At 46.4% G+C, this 25,122-nt stretch carries 17 protein-coding genes; 14 read left to right on the forward strand and 3 right to left on the reverse strand.

Annotated features, from left to right (window positions below; all coding sequences use genetic code 11):
• The first annotated feature begins 174 nt into the window (after positions 1-174).
• The 11 genes from BMZ72_RS06455 to BMZ72_RS06505 all read left to right on the forward strand — a co-directional run bounded on the left by BMZ72_RS06455 (position 175) and on the right by BMZ72_RS06505 (position 15,460).
• Complete coding sequence (locus BMZ72_RS06455; protein ID WP_143087624.1) at positions 175-4,464, forward strand: DUF6443 domain-containing protein; 4,290 nt, start codon at positions 175-177, stop codon at positions 4,462-4,464.
• The gene (locus BMZ72_RS06460) at positions 4,461-4,799 is read left to right on the forward strand and encodes a hypothetical protein (protein WP_089806378.1); all 339 of its coding nucleotides are present in this window, start codon (positions 4,461-4,463) and stop codon (positions 4,797-4,799) included. Before BMZ72_RS06455 ends, BMZ72_RS06460 begins: the two co-directional genes overlap by 4 nt.
• 473 nt (positions 4,800-5,272) lie before the next feature.
• Positions 5,273-5,746: a (2Fe-2S)-binding protein gene (locus BMZ72_RS06465; protein ID WP_012791771.1), complete on the forward strand. Its 474-nt coding sequence runs from the start codon at positions 5,273-5,275 to the stop codon at positions 5,744-5,746.
• Complete coding sequence (locus tag BMZ72_RS06470; RefSeq protein ID WP_089806380.1) at positions 5,743-7,929, forward strand: xanthine dehydrogenase family protein molybdopterin-binding subunit; 2,187 nt, start codon at positions 5,743-5,745, stop codon at positions 7,927-7,929. Before BMZ72_RS06465 ends, BMZ72_RS06470 begins: the two co-directional genes overlap by 4 nt.
• A 36-nt stretch (positions 7,930-7,965) precedes the next feature.
• Positions 7,966-8,625: a hypothetical protein gene (locus BMZ72_RS06475; protein ID WP_089806382.1), complete on the forward strand. Its 660-nt coding sequence runs from the start codon at positions 7,966-7,968 to the stop codon at positions 8,623-8,625.
• Between the two features lie 3 nt (positions 8,626-8,628).
• Complete coding sequence (locus BMZ72_RS06480; RefSeq protein WP_089806384.1) at positions 8,629-9,747, forward strand: XdhC family protein; 1,119 nt, start codon at positions 8,629-8,631, stop codon at positions 9,745-9,747.
• Positions 9,748-9,758: 11 nt separating this feature from the next.
• Positions 9,759-10,358, forward strand: a complete 600-nt coding sequence (locus BMZ72_RS06485; RefSeq protein WP_089807282.1) for a nucleotidyltransferase family protein — start codon at positions 9,759-9,761, stop codon at positions 10,356-10,358.
• A complete protein-coding gene (moaA, locus tag BMZ72_RS06490; protein WP_089806386.1) occupies positions 10,358-11,338 on the forward strand; it encodes a GTP 3',8-cyclase MoaA in 981 nt (326 codons plus the stop codon). Before BMZ72_RS06485 ends, moaA begins: the two co-directional genes overlap by 1 nt.
• A gap of 91 nt (positions 11,339-11,429) precedes the next feature.
• Positions 11,430-11,795, forward strand: coding sequence for a winged helix-turn-helix domain-containing protein (locus BMZ72_RS06495; RefSeq protein WP_089806388.1), 366 nt, complete (start codon positions 11,430-11,432; stop codon positions 11,793-11,795).
• Positions 11,796-11,878: 83 nt separating this feature from the next.
• On the forward strand, positions 11,879-14,431 hold the full coding sequence (locus tag BMZ72_RS06500) for a TonB-dependent receptor (protein WP_089806390.1): 2,553 nt from the start codon (positions 11,879-11,881) through the stop codon (positions 14,429-14,431).
• 129 nt (positions 14,432-14,560) lie between these two features.
• Positions 14,561-15,460 carry a helix-turn-helix domain-containing protein gene (locus tag BMZ72_RS06505; protein ID WP_089806392.1) on the forward strand — a complete coding sequence of 300 codons (900 nt, stop codon included), beginning with the start codon at positions 14,561-14,563 and terminating at the stop codon, positions 15,458-15,460.
• On the opposite strand, the gene BMZ72_RS06510 is transcribed toward BMZ72_RS06505, so the two are convergent.
• Complete coding sequence (locus BMZ72_RS06510; protein ID WP_089806394.1) at positions 15,457-15,690, reverse strand: DUF6965 family protein; 234 nt, start codon at positions 15,688-15,690, stop codon at positions 15,457-15,459. The two genes, BMZ72_RS06505 and BMZ72_RS06510, sit on opposite strands and share 4 nt — an antisense overlap.
• A 77-nt stretch (positions 15,691-15,767) precedes the next feature.
• Here BMZ72_RS06510 and BMZ72_RS06515 point away from each other — a divergent pair, with 77 nt between their 5' ends.
• Positions 15,768-16,193 carry a hypothetical protein gene (locus tag BMZ72_RS06515; protein WP_089806396.1) on the forward strand — a complete coding sequence of 142 codons (426 nt, stop codon included), beginning with the start codon at positions 15,768-15,770 and terminating at the stop codon, positions 16,191-16,193.
• 23 nt (positions 16,194-16,216) lie between these two features.
• Positions 16,217-21,244 (forward strand): DUF4132 domain-containing protein, encoded by a 5,028-nt coding sequence (locus BMZ72_RS06520; protein ID WP_089806398.1) that lies wholly within the window; start codon positions 16,217-16,219, stop codon positions 21,242-21,244.
• Here the strand turns inward: BMZ72_RS06520 and BMZ72_RS06525 are convergent.
• On the reverse strand, positions 21,234-21,452 hold the full coding sequence (locus tag BMZ72_RS06525) for a YwbE family protein (RefSeq protein ID WP_012791759.1): 219 nt from the start codon (positions 21,450-21,452) through the stop codon (positions 21,234-21,236). The two genes, BMZ72_RS06520 and BMZ72_RS06525, sit on opposite strands and share 11 nt — an antisense overlap.
• 42 nt (positions 21,453-21,494) lie before the next feature.
• A complete protein-coding gene (locus tag BMZ72_RS06530; protein WP_089806401.1) occupies positions 21,495-23,726 on the reverse strand; it encodes an ATP-binding protein in 2,232 nt (743 codons plus the stop codon).
• Positions 23,727-23,964: 238 nt separating this feature from the next.
• Between BMZ72_RS06530 and BMZ72_RS06535 the strand changes: the two genes are divergently transcribed.
• On the forward strand, positions 23,965-24,810 hold the full coding sequence (locus BMZ72_RS06535; protein WP_089806403.1) for a glycoside hydrolase family 16 protein: 846 nt from the start codon (positions 23,965-23,967) through the stop codon (positions 24,808-24,810).
• Positions 24,811-25,122 lie beyond the last annotated feature (312 nt).

Consider the following 25,122-nt stretch of genomic DNA (forward strand, 5'->3'; position numbering starts at 1 on the left):
CTCTTTTTTTGCATTAACCTCGCGTTAACTTCTTATTGAAAAAGATTACGTTATTTCGTTTTCATTATACCATTGCTTTGTACTTATGACACGACCATATCATTACCTATATTGTTAATCCGGTTTCCTGGAATTTATTTATTAATCATTGTTAGTTCCCAATCTGCTTTTTCTATGCAGTTAAGATCCATTATTTGTCCATATATCACGCGGGTCATGCGTCTGATGATGCTGACGGCAATATTGACGACAACAGTCAGACAACATTTATTGGCGCAAAATAAACCAGCTGCCACCAGAATACCTGTTGCCAAACCAGTCCCTTTGCCTCCGTCTTATGTATTATCTGCGGTGAACAGTATACGCAGCTGGACACCTTCCCGGCCGTTGACAGACCCGGGACAGGTAGTTGTCAATTCCAGGACAGTGGGAGAAGTAAGGCTGGAAACCAGGTATTTCGATGGTCTGGGGCGTTTATTACAAACGGTAGACAAGCAGGCCAGTCCGACAGGTAGAGATTTGGTCATACCCTGCGTGTACGATGCCTTTGGCAGAGAACAGTTTAGTTATCTGCCTTATACACAAAAAAATGGGACACAAAACGGACTGTTTAAACAAACACCGTTTAACGCACAGCAGGAGTTTTACAGGGATATTGGATTATCTCCCGGTACGGGTGCCGATAGTATTTATTACGCACAGACATTATATGAAGCGGCCCCATTAAACAGGGAAATGCAGACCTGGTCTCCTGGTAATGCCTGGGCAAAAGAGGGTGGCAACCGGCCGATAAAGCAATTCTATCTTATCAACACGATCAATGATTCTGTGAGATGCTGGCGATTATCATCCACAACCGTATTACCAGTAAGCGGTAGTATATATAATAGCGGAAGCCTGTATAAAGATGTAACGGTCAATGAAGCCGGGGTCAAAACAGTGACCTATCGGGATCTGGAAGAACATATTATCCTGACGAAAACACAACTCGCTGCCAATCCTGGAAGTGCGCACGTGGGATGGCTTTGTACCTATTACGTTTACGACAACATTGGCAATCTGCGATTTGTAATCCCGCCCAAAGCCGTAGACATCATCAGGGGAAATTGGGCTGTTTCCACCACAGTAGCCAGTGAATTGTGTTTTATATACCGTTATGACAATCGCGCGCGTATGATTGTCAGAAAGATGCCAGGAGCTGACAGTGTGGAGATGATATATGATAAACGCGACAGGCTTGTGGCCAGCAGGGATGGCATTATGAAAGTAATGGGACAATGGCATGCATTGTGGTACGATCCTTTGAACAGAGAGCAGAAAACAGGATTGATCAATCTCGTTGAGAGCAGAGCTGCTTTACAACAACGTATTGACCTGATATCCCCCGGAGCACAGGACCCATTTTCCTTTCTCAGCGCCGTTCAGATTCGCATACTAACAAATACTTATTACGATAATTACAATTTCCCGGACAGACAGGCATATAACACTGCCGATCTGACCAAATTATCCGCAGGGGCTAACCAATATGCGGAGACGCTGCCGGCTTCCGCCAGTACTCGGACTAAAAGCCTGACAACTGCCAAGCGGGTCCGTATAGAAGCGACAGAGCAGTTTATTACATCTTCCATTTACTATGATCATAAGGGACGTATCATCCAGACGATTGCCAATAACATAGCAGGAGGGAAGGATGTTACCAGTAACCGTTATGATTTTAGTGGGAAAGTCCTCAGTACCTATATACGACATACCAATCCGCGCAGTATACTGACACCACAGACGACAGTGCTGACAATGTTTGATTATGATGCCAGGGGCAGATTGGATTCAATAAAGAAACGTATCAATGATGACGTAGCGAATGAGCGTACCATCGCTGTCAATACTTACGATGAATTGGGCAGACTGCGCAGCAAAAGGCTGGATGTTACAGGCGTAAATACTCAGTTGGAAACATTACAATATGAGTATAATACAAGAGGGTGGTTGAAGTCTGTCAACGGCGCATTTGTAAATACGCCGAATTCCACCACTAACTGGTTCGGACAGGAATATTGTTATGAGTACGGTTTTGACAGTACAGCCTACACGGGCAACATCGCTGGTATTAAATGGAAAAGCGGCTCCGATGGTATTGCCCGTGCCTACGGCATGGGCTATGACAGAATAGATCGCCTGACGTATGCAAGCTTCACGCAACAGCAAGCCGGTAACGGCCTGTGGACTAATAACAAAGTTGACTTTTCTGTTACCGGACTAGCATACGATGGAGGGGGAAATATACTGTCCATGAATCAGAAGGGGCTGAATGGCACTGCTGTGAGAACGATTGATAGTCTGAAGTATGGCTATTTTGCAAACAGTAACCGGTTGAATTACGTCACAGACAGAACAAACGATCCCACAAGTATATTAGGAGACTTCCATGAACAGGATAACCGGGAAACACAGGACTATTGGTATGATCCTAATGGAAATGTCTCGAAAGATAAGAACAAATCCGTTGACACCGTATTGTATAACTATCAGCAATTACCCGCAATCCTGCTGGCGAAAAACCGGAAAGCGTCCATCCATTACCTGTATGCCGCAGGACAACATGATCTGCTGGCAAAAATGGTATCTGACACAAGCATAAGGCCACATCTGTTTCGTGTGACAAATTATATCAATGGTTTTCAATATGAACAGGACACCCTACGGTTCATCAACCAGGAAGAAGGACGTATAAGACCAATATATCAACCTGGTAAGCCTGTTCAATATACAATCGACTATTGCATAAAGGACAATCTGGGGAACGTTCGGATACTGCTTGGTACCAGGCGTGACACGACGATCTACCAGGCGTCAATGGAAACAGCAACAGCTGCAAAGGAAAATGCGCTTTTCAGTAACATAGAACTGACACGAAATCCTAAACCTGTTGGCTGTCCTGAAGATAAAACGACGGATGTAAATACGTATGTCGCCAGACTGAATGCAGCAAACGGACAAAAGATAGGTCCGGCGCTGGTACTGCGCGTAATGGCAGGGGACAGCATCCGGATAGGAGTGAGGGCCTTTCTGAAAGACCCCGGAGCTTCAAAAAGCAGCGTAAATGCAGAAGAGATGGCAGCTGCTTTATTACGTGCATTGAGTGGAGATATTGGAAAGGAAAACAAGTTTGATGTGATGGATAACATCCCATCATCTGCGGGAATCAACGGCAGCATTTATACGCAGCTAAAAGAAAAAGACCCTGCTGAAAATCTATCGGATAACCCAAAGGCTTATCTGTGCTTTGCAGCATTTGACGAACAGTTCAATCTGATCAGTGAGAATGCAGGAGCAAAACAGGTACAGCGTGCAACGGATGTATTACAAACACTGGTATCACCTTCCCTGCGAATACAAAAGAGCGGATATCTTTATATTTATACCAGCAATGAAAGTGCGCGGGATGTATATTTTGATAATCTGACAGTTACGCGGATCAGTAGTCCGTTGTTAGAGGAGACCCATTATTATCCCTTCGGGCTTACCATGGCAGGTATCAGTTCTTCCGCATTAAAAGAAAGTACATATCCGGTAAATAAAAAACGATATAATGGTATCGAACTGAATACAGATCTTGATCTGAATGAATACGATGCATTTTACAGGACATTAGACCCGCAGACTGGCAGATGGAAACAGATTGATCCTAAGATTGAAAAGATGGAAGCATGGTCACCTTATGCTTCGAATTTTAATAACCCGATGCGTTATAGTGACCTGTTGGGAGATGAGCCGAGTCCAATAAAGGGGTTCTTTAAAGCATTAGGAGCGCTGGCCAATATAATGGCAGGCAATATATCCCGGATGGCTGCCGAAAACCGGAGGGAGAATATGACAGTCGTCCGGAACACGGTTAATAAGGGAATAGGGAATTTTAAAGGGCGGATAGCCACTGGAACGACTACCCCGCAATTGATTTATAAAGAGCTGAGAGAGAACCCCCTTGCGGCTGTTACTGGTTTGGGAGGTTTAGAGTTAAGAGGTGCGGCATTTGCGGCGGAGGAATTTGTGGCGACGTCTAAGGTAGCGAATACAGGAGGTAAGGTGGGAGAGAGTGTGGAAAGGAGTGCGAAGATGTCGGGAAAGTTGGATGGTGCGGGTAGGGCGGCTAAGTATAAGAATCAGTGGGATTGCATTAGTTTGAATGACGCAATTGAAAAGTTTGCTCCTGGTTCTAAAGGTGTCATTAGTGAAACTAAAGAAAAAACATTTTTCCTTAATGAGGAAAGTGGGATTCAAGTAGTGTACGATAACTTGGGTGATTATTTTAGAATCGAGAATACAAGATTATCAGGTAAAAGAACCTATTTGGATATGAATGGACGAATTCCGAACAATAAGATCGTTAATGGAAAACAAATGGGAAGAAACCAATCTGAATATGAGCAAGTTACTCACTTTAAAAACACAGATGCTAAATGAGCAAGAGAAAAATTATAACTGTTCCTAAGGACAAAGACAGTGAAGTTGCATTAGATTACGATACCGCGACTACTGAGCAATTGATTGAGGTATTCTTGGACCAAACTGAGTTCATGGAACTATACAGGGCAGGTTTTTTTCAAGAATTGAATTTTATTGCAGATGCCTTGATTGATGAATATGAATCAGAAGCTATAACAGACAAAGAAAAGATTCAATTAGTTCTTGATAGTGATATATTCAATAAACCTGTACTCGTTGACAAACTAAACCAAATAAAAAACCTCTTCCAAGAGGCCCTTCAACGCAATACCGGCGTCTATTTCTATTTTTGACCACTTATCAAAGTGTTGATTAATCTTTCAACCAGATAAGCCGTAATCCGTACTAAATTCTCTGCGACGATTAAACTAAATGGTAACCGTCGCAGAGAACCACCCATTCCCCTAAACGAAACTATCCCTTATTCAAGCACTCCCATCACCCTCACTCAGTTTGATTTTTACAACCATCATAGCACCCGTTATTTCTTTAAAAACATAACGAACACGCTATTATCAACCATATCCTCTCTCTCTAAACTTTGAAATTTATAGTTATCTGTTTGAATATTACAATTCTCATAACGCCTCTTCGAACTAAATTTGCTTTTAAACGTTAACGATTCAGGAAGCAAAGGTCAAGTTTGATAAGGATTACCCGTAAGAAAGCCTGCGGTACTATACACCGTATGCGGGTTACTCGCTGTCAATCCCCCTGCCGCACGTCAACCTATTTAGATCTATTATTTACAGAAAAGCAATTCTTTATGGTTAAGCTTAAAATCAACCAGAAAGAGTATTCAGTGGACGCCAGCCCTGACATGCCATTATTATGGGCATTAAGGGATGTACTGGGATTGACTGGTACCAAGTTCGGTTGCGGAATGGCGCAATGTGGCGCCTGTACCGTGCATTTGGATGGAGAAGCAGTACGTTCATGTGTGACACTGGTGTCAAGAGCCGTCGGGAAGGAAGTCACTACAATTGAAGGACTCTCTGCAGATCCGACCAATTACCTGCAAAAAGCATGGCTGGAAATCGATGTTCCGCAATGCGGTTATTGCCAGTCCGGACAAATCATGTCCGCAGCAGTATTATTGAGAGAAAATCCGAATCCTACAGATGAAGACATTGACAACGCAATGTCCGGGAATATCTGCCGCTGCGGCACCTATCCCCGTATAAGAAGGGCTATTCACTTAGCCGCACAAATGCAGCGGGAAGGAGGTAACGGAAAATGAGTACAACAACAAACACGAGCAGGCGTAATTTCCTGAAAACCGGCGCCGTATTGGGTAGCGGTCTCCTGATCTCATTTACCATTCCTGGAGCAAAGAAGGCTGCCGCCGCTGGTGCGGCTTCTATGCTGGGTCCTCAGAGCGGAGCTGCATTTGCACCTAACGCCTATCTGCATATCACTGCTGATAACCAGATCCTGGTATACCTCGCCCATGCTGAAATGGGACAGGGTATCTGGACCACCTTATCAATGCTGATCGCTGAAGAACTGGACGTAGACATCACTAAGATGGTTGTACAACACGGGGACGCATGGAAACCGTATAACCACACCTTGTTTGGTATTCAGATCACCGGTGGTTCCAGCACGACCTATTCTGAGTTCGACAGATACCGTAAAGCCGGTGCGACCGCCAGAGTGCTGCTGGTAGAAGCAGCTGCGAAGAAATTCGGGGTAAGTCCGTCTGAATGTAAGACGGAAAACGGTGTAGTCACTGCAGGTGGTAAAAGCGCCACTTACGGCGAACTGGCCACTGAAGCGGGCACACTAACGCCTCCGGCTGACGTACCACTAAGAGACGCAAAAGACTGGAAATACATCGGTAAAGGTGTTAAACGCCTCGATACACCGGCTAAAATAAACGGTACTGCAAAATTCGGTATGGATGTGCAGTTCCCTGGCATGCTCACAGCGGTTGTTTTACATGCACCTGTTTTCGGCGCGAAAGTAAAATCCCTGGATGCAACTAAAGCCAAAGCGATTCCCGGTGTAAAACAGGTCGTACAGATCCCTTCAGGGGTGGCTGTGCTGGCGGACAACTACTGGGTTGCCAAAAAAGGCCGCGCAGCATTGAAAGTTGACTGGGACCTGGGTCCAGGTGCACAGGTTGACTCCAAAGCCATGCTGGCAGCATATAAAAAGCTGGCGCAAACGCCTGGCGCTCCGGCCAGCAAAGCGGGTAACGTAGACTCAGGGATGTCCAAAGCGGCTAAAACAGTCGAAGCGGAATATAGCTTCCCTTATCTGGCACACGCGCCGATGGAACCATTGAACGTGACCATCGAACTGAAAAACGGCCAGTGCCAGATCTGGTGTGGTACACAAATGCCAGGTATGGATCAGGTGGCAGCCGCAAAAGTACTCGGACTCCAGCCCGAACAGGTAAGGGTAAATACCACATTCCTGGGTGGTGGTTTCGGCCGCAGGGCTACACCGGCATCCGATTTCGTCATCGAAGCCGCACAGATCATCAAGGCAAGTGGCAAACCACTCGTGAAAATGGTGTGGGCACGCGAAGATGACGTAAAAGGCGGTTTCTATCGTCCGGCTTTCGTACACAATGTGAAAGTTGGGCTGGATGCCAATGGTATGCCGATCGCCTGGCAACATAACATCGTCGGACAATCCATTATGGAAGGCACCCTCTTCGCGGCTATGATCAAAGATGGTATCGATGCCGCCTCCGTAGAAGGGGTCGCTGATTCTCCTTACGTGGAAGCGGTTCCTGACAGACTGGTAACCCTGCACTCGCCTAAAAATGCAGTACCCGTGCTCTGGTGGCGTTCTGTTGGTCATACCCACACCGGTATGGTCATGGAAACCGTCATCGACGAACTGGCACATGCCGCTGGTAAAGACCCGCTGGCATACCGCCAGGAACTGCTGAAAGAACATCCGAGACACCTCGCTGCGCTGAACCTGGCTGCTGAAAAAGCAGGATGGGGTAAGCCGGTAGCTGCCGGACGATTCAGAGGCATTGCCGTACACGAGTCCTTCCAGAGCTATGTAGCACACGTGGTAGAAATTTCCCTCAACAACGACGGTACTATTAAGGTGCATAAAGTGGTGAGTGCTATTGACTGCGGACTGGCAGTAAACCCTGACGGTGTGAAAGCCCAAATAGAGAGCGGTATCAACTTCGGGGTATCCGGTGCGTTACTGGGTGAAATCACCCTGGAAAATGGCCGCGTACAACAAGGCAACTTTAACGATTACGTGGTATCAAGGATGTTTGATACACCGGCAGAAATAGAAGTGCATATTGTGAACAGTACAGGCAAAATGGGCGGTGTCGGTGAACCCGGCGTACCTCCTGTAGCTCCTGCTATTGCTAACGCATACTTCGTTGCTACCGGCAAGCGCCTGAGAGATCTGCCTTTCAATAAGACGATCCTGCATGCTTAGGCATTCGTCCTGATTATTTACACGTAAAGCGATGTTATGGCACAATCAACTAAAAACCAGAACTTTAATAAAAAGAAGGCTATTTACCTTCTGTTCGCTGTAACGGCAATTTCTTCGGTTGTAGTATCTTTCCGTACGGATGCGTTCAATTTGGTCCCGGGAGGGGAGAAAGTGACGCCACCGGTAACGGAAGCCGCAGAGCCGGACAGTGTGATCTCTAAAAAGGCCTTTCTGCAGGCTTATAAGGTGCTGATGCACCCGCGCTGTATGAACTGTCACCCAACCGGAGACAGACCATTACAGGGGGACGACAGTCACATACATACCATGAATGTACAGCGTGGTGTGGACGGTAAAGGGCTTTACGCCATGAAATGCTCCAACTGCCACCAGCCACAAAATACACCAGGGCTGCATATGCCTCCGGGTAATCCGAACTGGCACCTGCCACCTGCTGATATGAAAATGGTATTCCAGGGTAAATCTCCGAGAGAACTGGCGCAAACCATGCTGGATAAAAATCTGAATGGTCACAAGGACTTCAAAGACCTTATCGAGCACGTATCCAAAGATTCTCTCGTAGGTAGCGGATGGAATCCGGCCGAAGGCCTGGCTCACCTGCCAATGACCCGCGCAGAATTTGTGAAACATTTCAAAACATGGCTGGATAAGGGTGCTTATCTGCCGGAGAAATAAAGAATGAAGGAAATCGAGGATATCATACGAGCGTACAAAGCTTCCCGGCAATCGGGAAAAAAGGTAGCATTGGCGACCGTTGTACACGTGGAAGGTTCTTCTTATCGTCGTCCGGGAGCAAGAATGCTTGTAACGGAAGACGGAGAGATGACCGGCGCTATCAGCGGCGGATGCCTGGAAGGGGATGCCTTAAGAAGGGCATTGCTGGCCATCATCCAGCAGCAGAATAAGCTGGTGACCTACGATACAACGGATGAGGATGACGCAAAGATCGGTGTACAGCTGGGTTGCAACGGGATCGTACATATACTGTTCGAACCCATTGATCCGGAAGCGTCACATAATGCCATCCGCTTGCTGGAACAGGTGCTGGAGAAACGCGAGGACGCCGTATTAGTAACGCTTTTCAGGTTAAACCAGGCTGCTGAGCAGCCTGGTACCTGTCTGCGCTATTCTGGTAATACCTTCGCAGGCAGCCTGGAAGACGGTGAACTGAAAACCACCATCATGAACGACGTGCTGGAAGTATTCAGCACCAGACAGGGGATGGTAAAACAGTACGGTGACGAAAAACCAGTACTCCATGGGTTCGTGGAACTATTGAAACCGCCTGTTTCCCTGATCATCGCCGGCGCCGGAAACGACGCTATGCCACTCGTGGAAATAGCCCGCATACAGGGCTGGCATACCACTGTGGTAGACGGAAGACCACTCTATGCCACACCAGCCAGATTCCCAGGAGCCGGCAGGGTGATCGTCAGTAAAGCGAAAGAAGTACTGGATAAAGTGACAATCGATGAAAGAACGGTATTCGTGCTGATGACGCACAATTACAACTATGACCTCGCACTGCTGGAATTACTGCTGCAAAAAGAAGTAACTTACATCGGTACGCTGGGGCCAAAGACAAAGCTGGAACGCATGCTGGATGAACTGGCGGCCAAAGGCATCACCGTAAGTGCAGAAGACAGGGCCAGGATTCACGGTCCCGTGGGCCTGGACATAGGCGCAGAAACAGCTGAGGAAATTGCATTGTCTGTGACGGCTGAAATAAAAAGCGTACTTTCAGAGAGGACCGGCATTCCTCTCCGGGATAAAAGCGGGCCGATACATACTTTGTAAATCGTATGGATATGGAAAAATACGGTGTAATCATTCTGGGGGCGGGTAATTCCTCCCGCCTGGGACAGCCGAAACAGTTGCTGATGTACAAGGGTAAAACCCTGATCTGTCAGATGGCAGAAGAGGCAATAGCCGCAGTGGGAAGTCCCGTTGTACTCGTAACAGGTGCAAATGCACCCCAGATACTGGAGAAATTGTGCGGATTCGCCATCGAAATAATAGAGAATGAACAATGGTCGGAAGGGATGGGCTCTTCCATCAGTACCGGAATGAAAGCCATCGCCAAACATCCCGGTCTTGCAGGCGTCATCATTATGGTATGTGATCAACCCTTTGTGAATGCAGCACTCCTGCAACAACTGATAGATCAGCAGACGATCGCCGGAAAAGGCATCATCGCCAGCACATACGATAATACAGCCGGCACTCCCGTTCTTTTCAGCAATACTTATTTTGACGCACTGACCGCTCTCGAAGGACAGCAGGGCGCTAAAAAGATATTACAGCAGTCTACCGATGACCTGGCACTTGTGCCATTTCCCCTAGGCGCGCTGGATATAGATACCGCTGAAGATTATCAGCGATTACTAACAGGGCAAGTTGCAAACTGATGATAATTGATTCGTATAACCGTGTGCATGATTACCTGCGGATTTCCCTGACAGATAACTGTAACCTGCGGTGTTTTTACTGCATGCCGGAAGAAGACTATGACTTCACGCCAGCTTCCCGGTTAATGCAGGCCGACGAAATAGCCACTTTAGCAGGCATTTTTGCCGCCAATGGTGTCCGTAAGATCAGACTCACCGGTGGTGAGCCGCTGGTAAGGAAAGATGCCGCAAAGATCATACTTTCCCTTTCCCGCCTGCCGGTAGAACTGACCATGACCACCAACGGCGCAAGACTGCATGAATTTACCGATGTACTGCAGGAAGCCGGCATACGTTCCCTGAATATCAGTCTCGATACATTACAGGCAGATAAATTTATGCTGGTCACCCGCCGTGACCTCTTTCACCAGGTGAAAAACAATATAGATCTTCTGCTCAACATGGGCATCCGTGTGAAAGTCAATGTAGTGATGATGAAAGGCCTGAACGATAACGAGATCAATGATTTCATTGCCTGGACCAAACACACGCCTGTACACGTGCGCTTTATTGAATTCATGCCTTTCAGCGGTAACCGCTGGACCAGCAACAAGGTCATGTCACTCCAGGAAATCCTGCACACCATTAGTGCCGAATATGATTTCCTACCTTTGAAAGGAGGTGCGCATGATACAGCTAAAGGATTCATCGTACCCGGACACGCTGGTACATTCTCCGTCATCAGTACCATGACCGAACCTTTCTGTGGTACCTGCAACAGGATGCGGCTGACGGCTGACGGCAAACTGAAAAACTGCCTCTTCTCCAAAGGAGAAACAGACCTGCTGACCGCCCTGCGGAACAAGGAAGAAATACTGCCACTCATACAGACGAACATTCTGAGTAAAGCAAAAGAACTCGGTGGACAATTCACCGGTAAACTGGAAGACGTACACGCAGAACTGATCGAAAACAGAAGTATGATCACCATCGGCGGATAAACAATAACCATCATCGGTATATGTGTAGCCCGGACAGTGAGCATCGCTACACGCAACAATAAGCACTAAAAGCACAACCGGCATCTGAATCATGGAAAAGGCAATCAAAGACATTCTCTCTAACGGCGTATTAAAAGTAAATGGCAGTTTATGGCTGGAAGGTAACGGCAAACGTTTCTTTGGTCCCGGACCTGTACAATTACTGGAACTCATACAGGAAACCGGCTCTATCAACCAGGCCGCCAAACGCATGAAGATGTCTTACAAGAAAGCCTGGGAACTGATTAACAATCTGAATAGTATGGCAGGCACGCCACTGGTTATTACCAGTACCGGCGGCGATAACGGGGGAGGTTCTGCGATTTCCGAAGAAGCCCTCCAGCTGATCGCTTACCATCGTGAACTGAGGGTCCGGTTCAGCAAATTTCTCGAAGAAGAGACACAACGCTTAAAATAACAACTCGCACACAGCACATCCGATATGTGCTTTTTTTACCTGCTCGTTATATCCCAAAGGATACAACGAAACAAATAACTATTATGACCAAATATCTAATCATCGTCTCCGGCTTTGTCAGTACAGGTGCGTACGCACAGGATGCGTCTTATGTACAGAAAGACACTACTGTGAAGATATTATCAGAAGTAACCGTATCTGCATCCCGCACCAGGGAAAGCCTGCTCCGTTCTCCCGTGAGCATTCAGAAAGCAGGTGAACAATACTTTCGTATGTCTGCCGCACCTTCTTTCTATGACGCACTCGAACACTTACAGGGCGTACAGCTGATCACCCCAAGCCTGGGCTTTAAAGTGTTAAATGCACGGGGATTCGCCAATACTACCAATGTACGTTTTGCGCAATTAGTAGACGGAATGGATGTAGCATCTCCGCATATCGGCGGACCAATCGCCAATGCCCTTGGACCCTCTGACCTGGATGTTACCAACGTAGAGATATTACCTGGTGTAGCATCCGCACTCTATGGAATGAACACCGTGAATGGTCTGGCGAATATTTCGACTAAAAACCCTTTTACTTCAGAAGGACTAAGCATACAGCAAAAAACAGCCCTGACACACCTGGGTGACGCTAACAGCGCCGTAAAAGCCTATACTGAAACAAGTATCAGATGGGCAAAGGTGATCAGTCCGAAGCTGGCTTTTAAGATCAATGGTACCTTTAACCAGGGTTATGACTGGGTAGCCAATGATCACCGGGAACTGAATGGTCAGGCGAATGCCAGTACCGGTCTGCTGGGCAAAGACAACCCTGCACAGGACCCATTAAGCAGTTATGGGAATGAATCATCGGACAGAAAAACGATCAGCCTTGGTGGCCGCAATTATGTTGTAGCGCGTACCGGTTATGATGAGAAGGACGTCGTAGATTATGACCTGCGTAATATCAAAGCGGATGCGGGTATTTATTATCAGCTGAAACCAGGCATGACATTAACATACCTTTATCATATGGCCCTGCTGGACAATGTATACCAGCGTGCTAACCGCTTTCGTCTGGAAGATTACCTCGTACAGCAACACGGTATACAGTTCCAGTCCAACAGCGTACAGCTGAAGGTCTATCTGAACAGAGAAAATACAGGTAATTCCTATAACCTTCGTTCCATGGCGGAGAATATTGACCGTAACTACAAACCGGACAACCTATGGTATGCTGACTATACCACCGCATTCAATACTGCCACCGGCGCAGGTGCGACTGTTGCAGACGCACACAGACAGGGTAGGATAGCAGCTGATGCAGGCCGTCCCTTACCTGGTACAGCAGCATTCTCTAATAGTCTGACCCAACTTGCCCAGATCAATAACTGGGATATCGGCGCAGCCCTGAAAGTAAAAGCCAGTTTCATTCACGCAGAAGGACAGGTAGACCTTACCCAGGACCTGCTGAGCAGTCTGAAAGAAAAAGCAGGTTTGCAGATCCTGGTGGGTGGCGATCATCGGACCTATATCATTGAACCGGATGGCAACTACTTCATCAATCCAAAGGCAGGGAAAGAATACACCAATATTCACTATGCAAAAACAGGCGGTTTTGTATCTGTTACCAAAACACTGTTAGACGGTGATCTGAAACTGGGCGCTATCCTCAGAGGCGATAAGAATGACTATTTTGACCTGATGATCACGCCTCGCTTTACCGCTGTTTATTCTCCGGTAAATACACAGCATTTCCGGGCATCTTACCAGAGCGGCTACCGCTATCCGAGCATCTTTGAAGCCTATTCTAATGTAAATAGCGGTGGTGTGAAACGTGTAGGCGGTCTGCCGGCTATGTCACAGGGGATCTTTGAAAATGCCTGGCTGGCATCTTCTATTACTTCTTTCCAGCAAGCCGTGTTGAATGACGTCAATACCGCCGGACTCACACAAAATCAGGCGATCGAAAAGAATAAAGGTCTGCTGAAGAAAAATCCTTACACCTACATCAAAGCCGAACACGTGAAATCTATGGAAATAGGCTATAAAGGGATCTTCGATGACGGCAGATTCTTTATCGACGCAGAAGCCTACCTGAATAAGTACAAAAATTTTATCGCACAGGCGAATATGAATGTGCCAAATACGGCAGTAGCCGATTCTATTCCTTATGCACTCTATAACAAGAGCAAACAGAGTCCTTACCGTATGTGGACGAATTCACAGACAGAAGTGAATAACTACGGTGGTAGTCTCGGGTTGACTTATACCGAAAAAGGCTATGTCGCCAATGCAAATGTGACCTATGCTAAACTGAAAATGTCGGATAAGGAAGACGGACTGGAAGATGGATTTAATACCCCTTCCTGGACCCTGAATGTTTCCGTAGCAAAGGAGCGCATCTTAAAGCATGCAGGCGCCGGTATTTCCTGGAAATGGCAGAGCAGTTACTACTGGCAGTCTTTCCTCGTAAATGGCGATGTGGACGCTTATTCTACGGTCGATGCACAGGTAACCTATCTATTTGACAAGATCAACTGTAAGGCCAAACTAGGAGCCAGTAACCTGTTGAATAAGTATTATTACTCCTTCCTCGGCGGACCATCCATCGGAGGGATGTATTACCTGACATTGACGTATGGCATACGCTAATAAGGACTATCCTTTTAAATAGCTGCTAAAATCAGCTACGGATTCCTGCGGATTTTATGCAAAACGATTTGAGTAAGACTATTTTAACGTAGATTTATGTTAGATTAGTCTTATCTCAAATTTGATAATATGGAAGCCAACGCACACAGGAGTCAGGGATTTGTTGGATGTGACGGAGTAAGGATTGAGAATGGTAATTTTAAAGTACATGTAGCCAGTAATCAATATAAAGCCGCTTCTCCATATATCCGCAGGGATTTCTACAAAATAACATTGTTCAAAGGTATTTCCAGACTGCATTATGCAGATACTGGCATCCTCATCGACAGACCCGCACTGACATTCTCCAATCCACTGGTGCCTTATAGCTGGGAACCTATCTCAGACCACTGGAACGGATTCTATTGTCAGTTTACAGAAGAGTTCATGAACATCCATGAACGCAATAACCTCTCCTTCCAGGATTCTCCCTTGTTCAAAATAGGCGGTAATCCCGTTTGTTTTTTGTCTGAAGAACAGTACGCCAATGTAGCGTCTCTTTTCAGAAAAATGATCGAAGAAGAAGCCACCGATTACGTACACAAATACGAAGTCATCAAAAACTACGTGAACCTCATCATCCATGAAGCTTTACGTATGCAACCGGCAACGCCTGTCAGCAGGCCTACCAGCGCGGCGGTACGTATCACGATGTCATTTATGGAGCTGCTGGAAAAACAATTCCCGGTACTGACACCTTCACAGGCACTGGAACTGAAAACAGCAGGCGATTATGCAAAAAACCTGGCCATCCACGTCAATCACCTCAATCACGCAGTGAGAGATGTAACAGGCAAAGCCACTACCGTGCATATCAGGGAGCGTATTATTGCAGAAGCTAAATTATTGCTGAGAAATACAGACTGGAGTATAGCAGATATCGCTTACGCGTTGGGGTTCGACTATCCGGCTTATTTCAATAACTTTTTCAAAAAACAGACGGGGATGACACCCCGGTCTGCCAAATTAGTAACAACAGGAAGTATCTAAGCTACTTCCTGTGTTGCTGCTGATAATATATTTCTTACCTGTACGAGACGATCGTAAAATACCTCGAAAATTCCCACCCCCTGTCTTAATTTCATAATCTGAAGGTGACTGAACGCAAAGGCTTTCAGGTCTGTAATAACCACGCCCGGTCCTAAAGTAAGCGTCTGGGGTAATTCAGCTGTTTTGAAAAATTCTTCCATCTCCTGGATCTCTTTGTCGGCATATTTCATCGCGCAAAGATAACCGGAACAGTTATTTCTTTTAATTTTTTTATCTTGGCAGCGCTATTATTAACCTTTTGACCCTGATGGAGCTGATAATCAATATAAAAGTAGCGGGACGGAAACATGCCATACTAGAGAAGAAGCCGATAGAGATTGATGACATTGGTAGTAACCCTACTGTTCGGGAACTTATCACCGCCGTTGTAACCCAACAGGTGATCGCTTATAACAATAAACCCTTCGAAAAAAATGTGTTACCCTTTCTTACCACTGAGCAGATAGAGGGACAAACTGCCACTGGTAAAGTCGGATTCGGCAGCATTTACAATGAACAGAAAGCAGACCTCCCCAAAGCGCAGGAAGCCGCATTACAGGCCTTCGAAGATGGCATGTTTGCAGTTTTCGCAGACGAAGAGGAATTAAAATCGCTCTCTGACCATTTTGTATTGCAACCGGCCACCGTAATCACATTTATCCGATTAACATTTCTTGCCGGTAGCTACTGGTAACTGAAAAACCTTAAACTTTTAGAATGGACATTCACCAATTCTTCCCCACGAAGATTATCCCTGATTTTGAAACAAACCTTGTTTCGACCCTGAAATCCGTGTACAATGGAACTGCCAGCCACGAACTGCTGACCAAAAGGACCGCAGAAATTGCCCTTCAGCTGATGGGGAAACTGCAGGAAAAAGAGCAGGTCAGCTTTGTCGCTTATGCATTAACAGCTGATCGCTATGAGCGAATAGTGGAATTGTTGCCCACCGGAAATGAATGGGACAATGAAGAACTATACAACCTCTTACGTTTTCTCTTTGGTGATGAAAAAGCCGTTTATGTAAAACATGCCTGGAGCAAGTTTCCCAGCCTGATGTATATGACCGGTTGGAATCGCCGCTCCTTCCGCGCACCCGGCAACAGAGAAAAATACCTGCCCAATCAGCTCACCTTTCTGAAAGGGATCATGCTACAGGTGCACGTTTACGGCATCGACACACATTATCAGTACGAGTGCTATGATCTCACTATCAGAGAACAGATCATCGTAGACCATGAGCATGACACACAATATCTCTATAATATGTGGGCGGCAGCCATCGATCTGGGTAATGAAGAGATATTTAAACTATTTGAAGATATTATTTACAATAAAGATCCCGAAGGTAAGGTCAGCGACGGTATCATCAGAGCGCTTTTATTAAGCGACCGCGAAGATGCCTGGCAACTGGTGGAAAAACTGCTGTTGTCAGCACAAAGACAGGAGGGATTACGGCAAACAATACTTGAAGCACTTGACGATTGCAGTACCGGAGCTTTGAAATACATGATCAAAGTAGTCGTAGATAACAAACTGACAAGGTTTTCTTCTGTGGTAAGAGCACTGGACGTATGGGCCGGTATCAACTGGGAATCTGAAAAAGAATCCGCTGTTATCCGCTTCCTCCAGAAAGCACATACTTATCTGTCTGATCCGTCACTGATCCCCGCGGCCATTAACAGTGACGACTTCGCTGATATATACATGGGTCTGTGGGTGCAGGGCGTATACGATGTCGAGCAGACCTTACCCTATCTGACGGAATTAGCCCGCAGCTCCTCCATGCAGAAGCGTAGTATTGCGCAGCAGTTTGTGGATGATACCAGCCACTATCAGCTGATGCTGTCCGTCGGCCGTATAGGGATAGAAGATGAAAGTTTAGCAGTAGTTGCCCTGGCGACCGCCGTACTGCGTGAGCCGATTGCCGATGATCCTAAACGTTATAACGAACAGTATCCCGACCTGTTTGATAAACTGCATGCTGTCATTTTACGCTCCGATGTCAAAGAGAAAACCTTTGATAAATTACCTTTCAACTGGATGAGTAATCAATATAAGCGTAGTGATGTATTACAGGCAATGCTACCGCTGATATTTGATCAGCAGGACAGACTGGACCTGATGATGTCTTATTTTGACGACATGGACCTGGATGTGAAATCAACCATGACAAGACAGATTCTGAAAGGATATGCAAAATCATACTATGAAGACCCGGAAAAACTGGAGCCTGTCACCAGCTTCCAGCGTGGCTTTAGTATGCGTATCATCCGGGAAAGGGGTGAATCTCTGCAAAATGCCGGTTTCAAAGCCCTGGCCACAGTAGAATTGAACACAGAAGAACTGAAAGTATTCAAAGACCTCCTTAAACGCAAAAGCGGCGGCATACGTAATCAGATCATCGGTATCCTGCTGAAACAGCCGGACACCCTGCTGATCAGCATACTCAAAGAATTGCTGGAAGGAGACGGAGAACAACGTCTGGCCGGACTGGATATCGCCTTACAACTGCAACAGCAGCAGCGATTACTGGATGCCCTGCAACCATTACTGGAAACATTTAAGAGCAGAAAGAGCATTCCGGAAAAAGAGGCTATCATACTCGGACAGCTATCCTCAGAAGGGACCGGCACCATTGTTTATGACAGCAGTAACGGATACGGTTTGTATGATCCGAAGGCTATATTGCCAATTGTAAAACCTGTTCCCGATCCAACCGATTTTTATCACCAATGTTTAGCCCAGGGAGACTTTGGCTTGTCACAACCAGCGGAAAAGATCAAACAGGCATTACTTGACCTCTACAAGCTATTCATCGAGAACAAAAACTTCGAATACCAGGTAGAGGGCTATAACAATAACGTAGAAACGGTATTACTGGGGCAACTTTTCTCCAGAACGTCAAGAATAACGGAAACCACGCTTTCCCCTGAAGAAGAGTACGCTACCTATCCGTTGCCGGAGCTCTGGAAAGAATGGTACGGGCAATCCGGACTGATAGCAAGAGATCTCTATATTCTGACGGAACTGACCATCCAATCCGAGTATGAAGAATTTACCAGGGATAACCGGGCGGCAAAACCATTTATAGCAGAACTGACGGCTTATATGCCTGAAAACATGCCGGGCGAATACGCCTACCGATGGTCGAACCCATTACTGCAGATCATGCAGGCATTACGGCTCATCCATCCTTTTGCAGAGACCGAACCATTCCTGATAGGCGCTACCGCTAAGGCCTTTGCGGCGCTACCGGAAGAGGTTTTGTCCACAAATATTGAACAGTACAGCTACTATAAATATGGCGGTGGCTGGCAACAGGATACCCTCCTGAACTGGTATATCAATAAGATATCGATCAGTCAGTTGCCGGAAGAACTGCTGGCACGCTGCTGGGATTTATATCACTGGCGTCAGTTCAGCGGCCTGCCCGAAAACAGTAAATACTATTTACCTCCATTGGAACTTTTTAGCAAAGTCTTCCAGCGCGGAATGATCTCTGAAAGTGAGATGTACCGTGGTATTCTCTCTGGTGACAATATCATGGAACTTTCCAAAAGAACGCGCGCGCAGCATGAAAAAAGCTATTTCGAAAAATATCCTTTCTTACGGGATATGTTTATCCGCGTACGGGAACACCTGCTCGATATAGAACTGAAACGCGGCGATACCGCTACGACAGTAACTGATTTCGTGAAGGAACTGGAATCACTGGAAGGTATCAACCGTTTTGCGGACATCCTCGCAGGGATGGGTAAAACCACACTGCACAAAGGCTATATCTATTCGTCCGAAAGTGAAAATAAACAGCAATTGTTCAGCACTCTGCTGAAGAGGTGTTTCCCACTGGATACCGATACGGACGAACTGTTTGCAACCGCTATGAAGCGTATCAAGGTAACAGAAACACGTTTGCTGGAAGCGGCCGTATATGCACCGCAATGGCAGAAATTTGTGAGCAAATACCTCAGCTGGAAAGGACTGGATACTGCCATCTGGTGGATGCACGCACATACAAAGACTTCAACCTACGCAGAAAAAACGGCTGAGGCAGAAAGTGAGATCGCACGTTATTCTACCATTGATGTACAGGACTTCAAAGACGGTGCTGTTGACAAGGAATGGTTCGAACAGGCTTACCGGGAAATAGGGCAGGAGCGCTGGCAGAAGGTTTATGACGCGGCTAAATATATCAGCGATGGTAATGGTCACCGCAGAGCGAGACTGTACGCAGACGTCATGACCGGCGACCTGAAGATCAAGGAAGTTACAGAGAAAGTAAAAGATAAACGTGACCAGGATTACCTGCGTGTTTATGGTCTGATCCCATTGAACAAATCCAACGCAGAAAAGGATATCCTGGTCCGCTACGAATACATTCAGCAGTTTAAAAAAGAAAGCAAACAGTTTGGCGCCCAGAAACAAACCAGTGAAGGAACTGCTATCCGTATCGCTATGGAAAATCTGGCCAGAAATGCGGGTTATGCAGATCCGCAACGACTGACCTGGGCCATGGAAACCAAACAGGTGCAGCAGATCCTCTCCAAAGAAACACAGGTACAATACGATGACGTATTGATCGGTCTGATCATCGGAGATGATGGTGAAGCGGATGTGGTAGCATTCAAAGACGATAAAAAACTTGCCAGTGTGCCTGCCAAATACAAAAAGGACACAAAAGTACTGGAGCTACAGGAGTTTAAAAAGACCCTGAGGGAACAATTCCGCCGTTCCCGTAAAGCGCTGGAAGAGGCCATGGTAAGGGGAGATGCTTTTGAGGCAGAAGAACTGAGCAATCTGTTTACGCATCCTGTTATCGCCAGACACCTGGAAAAGCTGGTGTTTATCACGGCAAAAGGACATGGTTTCTGGAAAGATGGCGCATTGACGCCGGCTAAAGGTAAAGCGACAAAAGTAGCGGCAGACGAGCAGGTCCGTATTGCACACTGCGTCGATTTACATGCTAATGGCAGCTGGAGCGAATACCAGCAGTATTGCTTCGAAAAACAGGTACAGCAGCCGTTCAAACAGATCTTCCGGGAACTCTATGTGCCAATAGCCGAAGAACTGCAGGAAAGGTCTGTTTCCCGCCGTTATGCCGGTCACCAGGTACAACCATCCAAAACAGTGGCATTGTTGAAATCCAGGGGCTGGAAAGTGGATTATGAGGAAGGATTACAGAAGGTGTTCCACAAGCAGGGCTTTATGGTGAAAATGTATGCGCAGGCGAACTGGTTCTCTCCGGCGGAAGTGGAAAGTCCGGTACTGGAAGAGATCATCTTCCACAATATCAAGACCTGGGAGAATGTAGCTTTTGAAACGATCGATCCGCTGATCTTCAGTGAGGTGATGCGTGATATAGACCTGGTGGTAAGCGTGGCACATGCCGGTGGTGTGGATCCTGAGGCAAGCCATTCCACCATTGAAATGCGCACGGTATTGCTGCAGGAAAGTGCCCGATTATTTAAACTGGACAATGTCACCATCAGCGGTAACCATGCGAAGATCGTGGGTGAATATGGCGAATACAGCGTACATCTGGGCAGTGCGGTTGTACACCAGATGCCGGGTAAATACCTGTCTATTTTACCCGTGCATTCGCAGCAGCGGGGCAGATTATTCCTGCCTTTCGCAGATGATGATCCAAAATCGGCTGAACTGATGTCTAAAGTGCTGTTACTGGCAAGAGATAAGGAGATCCAGGATCCGACCATCCTGCGTCAGTTGCGGTTTACGAATTAGCAACTATTTCGTCGTCATCGGCAAAAGCGGCAACGCGGCCGATCTGACCGTCCTCTAATTTGACTTTTATACCCCGGGAATGGAAGGTGGCAGAAGTAAGAATGCTCTTAACAATACCATACGTCAGCTTACCGCTACGCTGGTCTTTTTTGAGAATGATCGCCACTCCCAGTCCCGGGTATATATCTTTTCTGTATTGACCGTCCATATTTTTAGTAATTGTGGACGCAAAGGTAGGTATTTTGCCCGATCATAAAGGGAAGGAGACACTAAACACGGCACCATGGCCTTCCTGGCCTTCCGCAGTGATCATCCCGTTGTGATTATCCATGATCTTTTTGCAGATCGCCAGTCCGATACCAACATTAGACTGATTCTCCTTATTTAAGCTCTGGAAGATCTTGAAAATGATGTCCACATACCTGTTATGAAAGCCGATGCCGTTATCGGTGAAGGAAATGATATGATGCTGCGGACCGCGATGATACCGGATATTCAGCTTCAGGGGTACATTCTCTTTTGAGAATTTCAGGGAATTGGATATCAGGTTGGAGAACAGCTGTTCCGCCTGATAAGGCAATACACTCAGTTGCGGCAAAGCATCCGTCGTGATAACCGCTTCTTTCGCATTGATCTCCTTCCGGTATTTCCCCAGTACCTGTGTGAGCGTATTATTGAGGTTTATTTTCTCAAATTCTTCGTTGGACTTACTCATGGTTGCAAAAGACAGCATACTATCCAACAGCAGCTGTATTTTGGAGGCCGCATGCTGTATTTTGACCAGTGAGTCCTTATACACTTCGAGTGAGACTTCTGAATAGAAGGTCCTGGAAGCGAAAAGCTGTATTTTACGCAGTGGCTCTTTGAGGTCATGTGCGCTGATCCAGTTAAAGTTTTCCAGTTCTGCGTTAGCAGCCTCCAGTTTTGCCGCCAGTTCTTTATAGCGCTTTTCTTCTCTTCTGATATCCGCCAGATGGGCCTGTTTTTGCAGGTTGCTGGCCAGACGTGCAGCTGTAGTTAATTCTGGTGCGGCCCACTCTTCACTATAATATTTTACGACTTCCTTCCACAGTTCAAATGATTTACGGGGCGAGAGTCTGGCGCCGGCTGAGTCCATTACAACGGCCTTACTCGGATTACCTGCCCAGTTGATCGATTTCTCCATTTCCGGACGTAACCAGAGCGCACAGTTTTTACCACCTGAATCCAAAGCATGATAGATCAGACCGGCTGCCGTATCATTCATGGCCTCAGCAGGAGGGTAGACTGCTATCAGGTGATCGGTGGAGAATTGTCCGCCGTTGGCGTGTTCCTTCAACCATTCCAGTAAAGGGAGTAGTTGTTCATCAGGTGGCACATTCCCATTTCTGAGAATAGTATCATTCTGCACAATGACAAATCCTGAAGCCCGTATACAATCTTTCAGCAGCGGATTATGATAATGCTGCCCGATAAAGTTGTCTCCCGTAGACATCAGCTCCAGCAACGGCGCTATGTAGTTTTCGATATGCTGTGCGTAGTTATATTCATCAGCCGCTTGTCTGACCTTGATCTGGGACATGAAAAAATATCCCTGTAATAACGCCGAAAGTCGCGTATAATGCGGAATATTTTTCTGCGAATAATGGTGACAGGAAATCAGTCCCCAGAGTTTATTATCCTGTAACAAAGAGATCGTAAGTGTTGCCTTAACACCCATGTTCTTCAGATATTCAATGTGTATGGGAGATACACTTCTGAGAATGGACAAGCTAAGGTCAAGGTGCTGCTCTTCCTTTTCATCAGCAATGGTATACAGCGGAACGGGCGTATAATCTACATCCACGATCATGCGCAGCATATTGGTCAGATAAAGCGCCCGTGCCTGTGCGGGAATATCCGTATGCGGATAGTTATGTCCCAGTAATGGCAGCAGGTCGTCTTTCTTTGCCTCCGCGATCACTTCCCCATTGTAATTCTTGTCAAAACGGTAGATCATTACGCGGTCATAACCGGTAATGGCCCTGGTTTCCTGTGCAATGGACTGACACAGCTGCCGCAGGTCCTGCGCATCATTGAGATAAGAAACGAACTGTTGTGTTTGTTTATAAAGGTTGGGGAGGTCCAGACTACCATCCGGAAAAGGTTCAAATTCCAGGATGACAGTACTGTTACTGATATGCGGTTTTGTATTGTATTTTACATTGTTGATGGTGAAGACAAATGGCTGGCTCTGGTCAAAAGATGCGGCTGTCAGAAATTCGCGTAGCAGATCTTCCTGTTCTGCACTACATAATTGTTGCAGGGGTTTATCTAAAAGCTGCTGATGTGTAAACCCTGTATATGCTAATACATTTTCGCTGCTATATCTGATAAGCAGGGAATCCGCTGCCAGTCCCAATAAGAAGCCATGCTCCTGAATACAACCCGGAATGTGGATCGGTTCACTTTCACAGTTCAATAAGTTGATATTATCCTTATTGACAATACTTCTGATATTCATTAACAACTTGAAATTGTTCAGGAAAATATTTTACTTTCCAATCCTTCGGACTGGCGTTCATTGAATGACCGTTTACCCGTTGTTCACTTTAAAAATTTGCATATAGGTATTGGTAAATAATCGATTCAACACCTAAATGTAAAGAATATCTGTCTCATTGTTAACTTATTCTTAGCGGCCACAGGCTTTTCTCCTAATACAACCCTGCATGATTTTACTCATTCTTAAATGCCACATTATGAAAACACTAACAGGACTTCTAATGGCCCTGGCGAGCCCATTGTTGTTTGCCTGCCAGAAGCAGGTCGCTATTGAGCAAACACCGGGATTCACACTGCATGACCAGCAACAGGCTGCTGTAGCGGCTGATACCTGGGAAACAGTAATCGACAACACCAGCTTTGCCAGTTATACCGCTTTTGAAGCAAACTGGAATTACCTCTACCCCTGGGGTTCTGATCATAACGGTACGGCCCGTATGTATGGCAGTCCCACAGATCATAACCATATTTATCTCAACAACGGAGTATTAACCATCAAAGCGACACGTATCACCTGGAATGAAGGAAACAGCAGCTCGGACCCATATCTGCCCATCCGCTACCATTCCGGCGCTGTCAATACCAAAGAACATATTGTCGTTAATGACCAGTTTCCCAACTGGGAAGTAAAAGGCGATTTTCAGGTGCCTGTTGTCACCGGTTCCTGGCCCGCTTTCTGGCTGACCGGCGTAAACAGCTGGCCACCGGAAAGCGACATTATGGAATTCAAGGGAAATGCCACAAACTGGCAGAATACGTTCCGGACGCCATCTGACGTATCCAGCACACTGACTACTGTCGCGTCGCCGGGCAACTGGCATACCTATCGGGCCTGGATCACAAAAGTCAGTGCCACGAATGTAGATATTCACTATTATATCGATGGTGTATGGAAAGCAGTGCACAATGCGAATTTTGTGGGTAAACCACTCTATGTGATCATTAATATGCAGATGGAAGGCTCCAGTGGAAGTCCAGGCCCGTCGGCAGACACCTATCTGAATGCCAGGAATATTTATATAGGAAGAACAAGGGCCTATTAAAAAGGAGAAGCCTGTGGTGTTATATAAAAAAATGATTATGTTTGCCTGACGCGGCAGCTGTGTCAGCTGTTAACCTCCCATTTAATTGCACCTGCCTCGATTACTAAACCTTATACCTAAGAGAATGCACATGCCTGAATTATTTCATCGGAACACCTGCGGGGACAAAAGACTGTCCAGATACACCTATTCGCCCTTTATCTGGGCCGGATAACCTATATATCCTTATGAGGCTTATTTGACGACAATGCTCTTTCGTTCATTCTTGCCATTTCAAATGTAGGATTGGCAGAATAACCAGCCAGGCTTTGA

Origin of the sequence: Chitinophaga sp. YR627 (assembly GCF_900114995.1) — a bacterium.
Classification (GTDB): domain Bacteria; phylum Bacteroidota; class Bacteroidia; order Chitinophagales; family Chitinophagaceae; genus Chitinophaga.

Coding starts and splice junctions, on each gene's coding strand:
- BMZ72_RS06510 (WP_089806394.1), bottom strand. CDS start 15,690: ATGAAATATGCCGACAAAGAGATCCAGGAGATGGAAGAATTTTTCAAA.
- BMZ72_RS06455 (WP_143087624.1), top strand. CDS start 175: ATGCAGTTAAGATCCATTATTTGTCCATATATCACGCGGGTCATGCGT.
- BMZ72_RS06460 (WP_089806378.1), top strand. CDS start 4,461: ATGAGCAAGAGAAAAATTATAACTGTTCCTAAGGACAAAGACAGTGAA.
- BMZ72_RS06525 (WP_012791759.1), bottom strand. CDS start 21,452: ATGGACGGTCAATACAGAAAAGATATATACCCGGGACTGGGAGTGGCG.
- moaA (WP_089806386.1), top strand. CDS start 10,358: ATGATAATTGATTCGTATAACCGTGTGCATGATTACCTGCGGATTTCC.
- BMZ72_RS06470 (WP_089806380.1), top strand. CDS start 5,743: ATGAGTACAACAACAAACACGAGCAGGCGTAATTTCCTGAAAACCGGC.
- BMZ72_RS06475 (WP_089806382.1), top strand. CDS start 7,966: ATGGCACAATCAACTAAAAACCAGAACTTTAATAAAAAGAAGGCTATT.
- BMZ72_RS06495 (WP_089806388.1), top strand. CDS start 11,430: ATGGAAAAGGCAATCAAAGACATTCTCTCTAACGGCGTATTAAAAGTA.
- BMZ72_RS06520 (WP_089806398.1), top strand. CDS start 16,217: ATGGACATTCACCAATTCTTCCCCACGAAGATTATCCCTGATTTTGAA.
- BMZ72_RS06505 (WP_089806392.1), top strand. CDS start 14,561: ATGGAAGCCAACGCACACAGGAGTCAGGGATTTGTTGGATGTGACGGA.
- BMZ72_RS06500 (WP_089806390.1), top strand. CDS start 11,879: ATGACCAAATATCTAATCATCGTCTCCGGCTTTGTCAGTACAGGTGCG.
- BMZ72_RS06485 (WP_089807282.1), top strand. CDS start 9,759: ATGGAAAAATACGGTGTAATCATTCTGGGGGCGGGTAATTCCTCCCGC.
- BMZ72_RS06535 (WP_089806403.1), top strand. CDS start 23,965: ATGAAAACACTAACAGGACTTCTAATGGCCCTGGCGAGCCCATTGTTG.
- BMZ72_RS06480 (WP_089806384.1), top strand. CDS start 8,629: ATGAAGGAAATCGAGGATATCATACGAGCGTACAAAGCTTCCCGGCAA.
- BMZ72_RS06515 (WP_089806396.1), top strand. CDS start 15,768: ATGGAGCTGATAATCAATATAAAAGTAGCGGGACGGAAACATGCCATA.
- BMZ72_RS06465 (WP_012791771.1), top strand. CDS start 5,273: ATGGTTAAGCTTAAAATCAACCAGAAAGAGTATTCAGTGGACGCCAGC.
- BMZ72_RS06530 (WP_089806401.1), bottom strand. CDS start 23,726: ATGAATATCAGAAGTATTGTCAATAAGGATAATATCAACTTATTGAAC.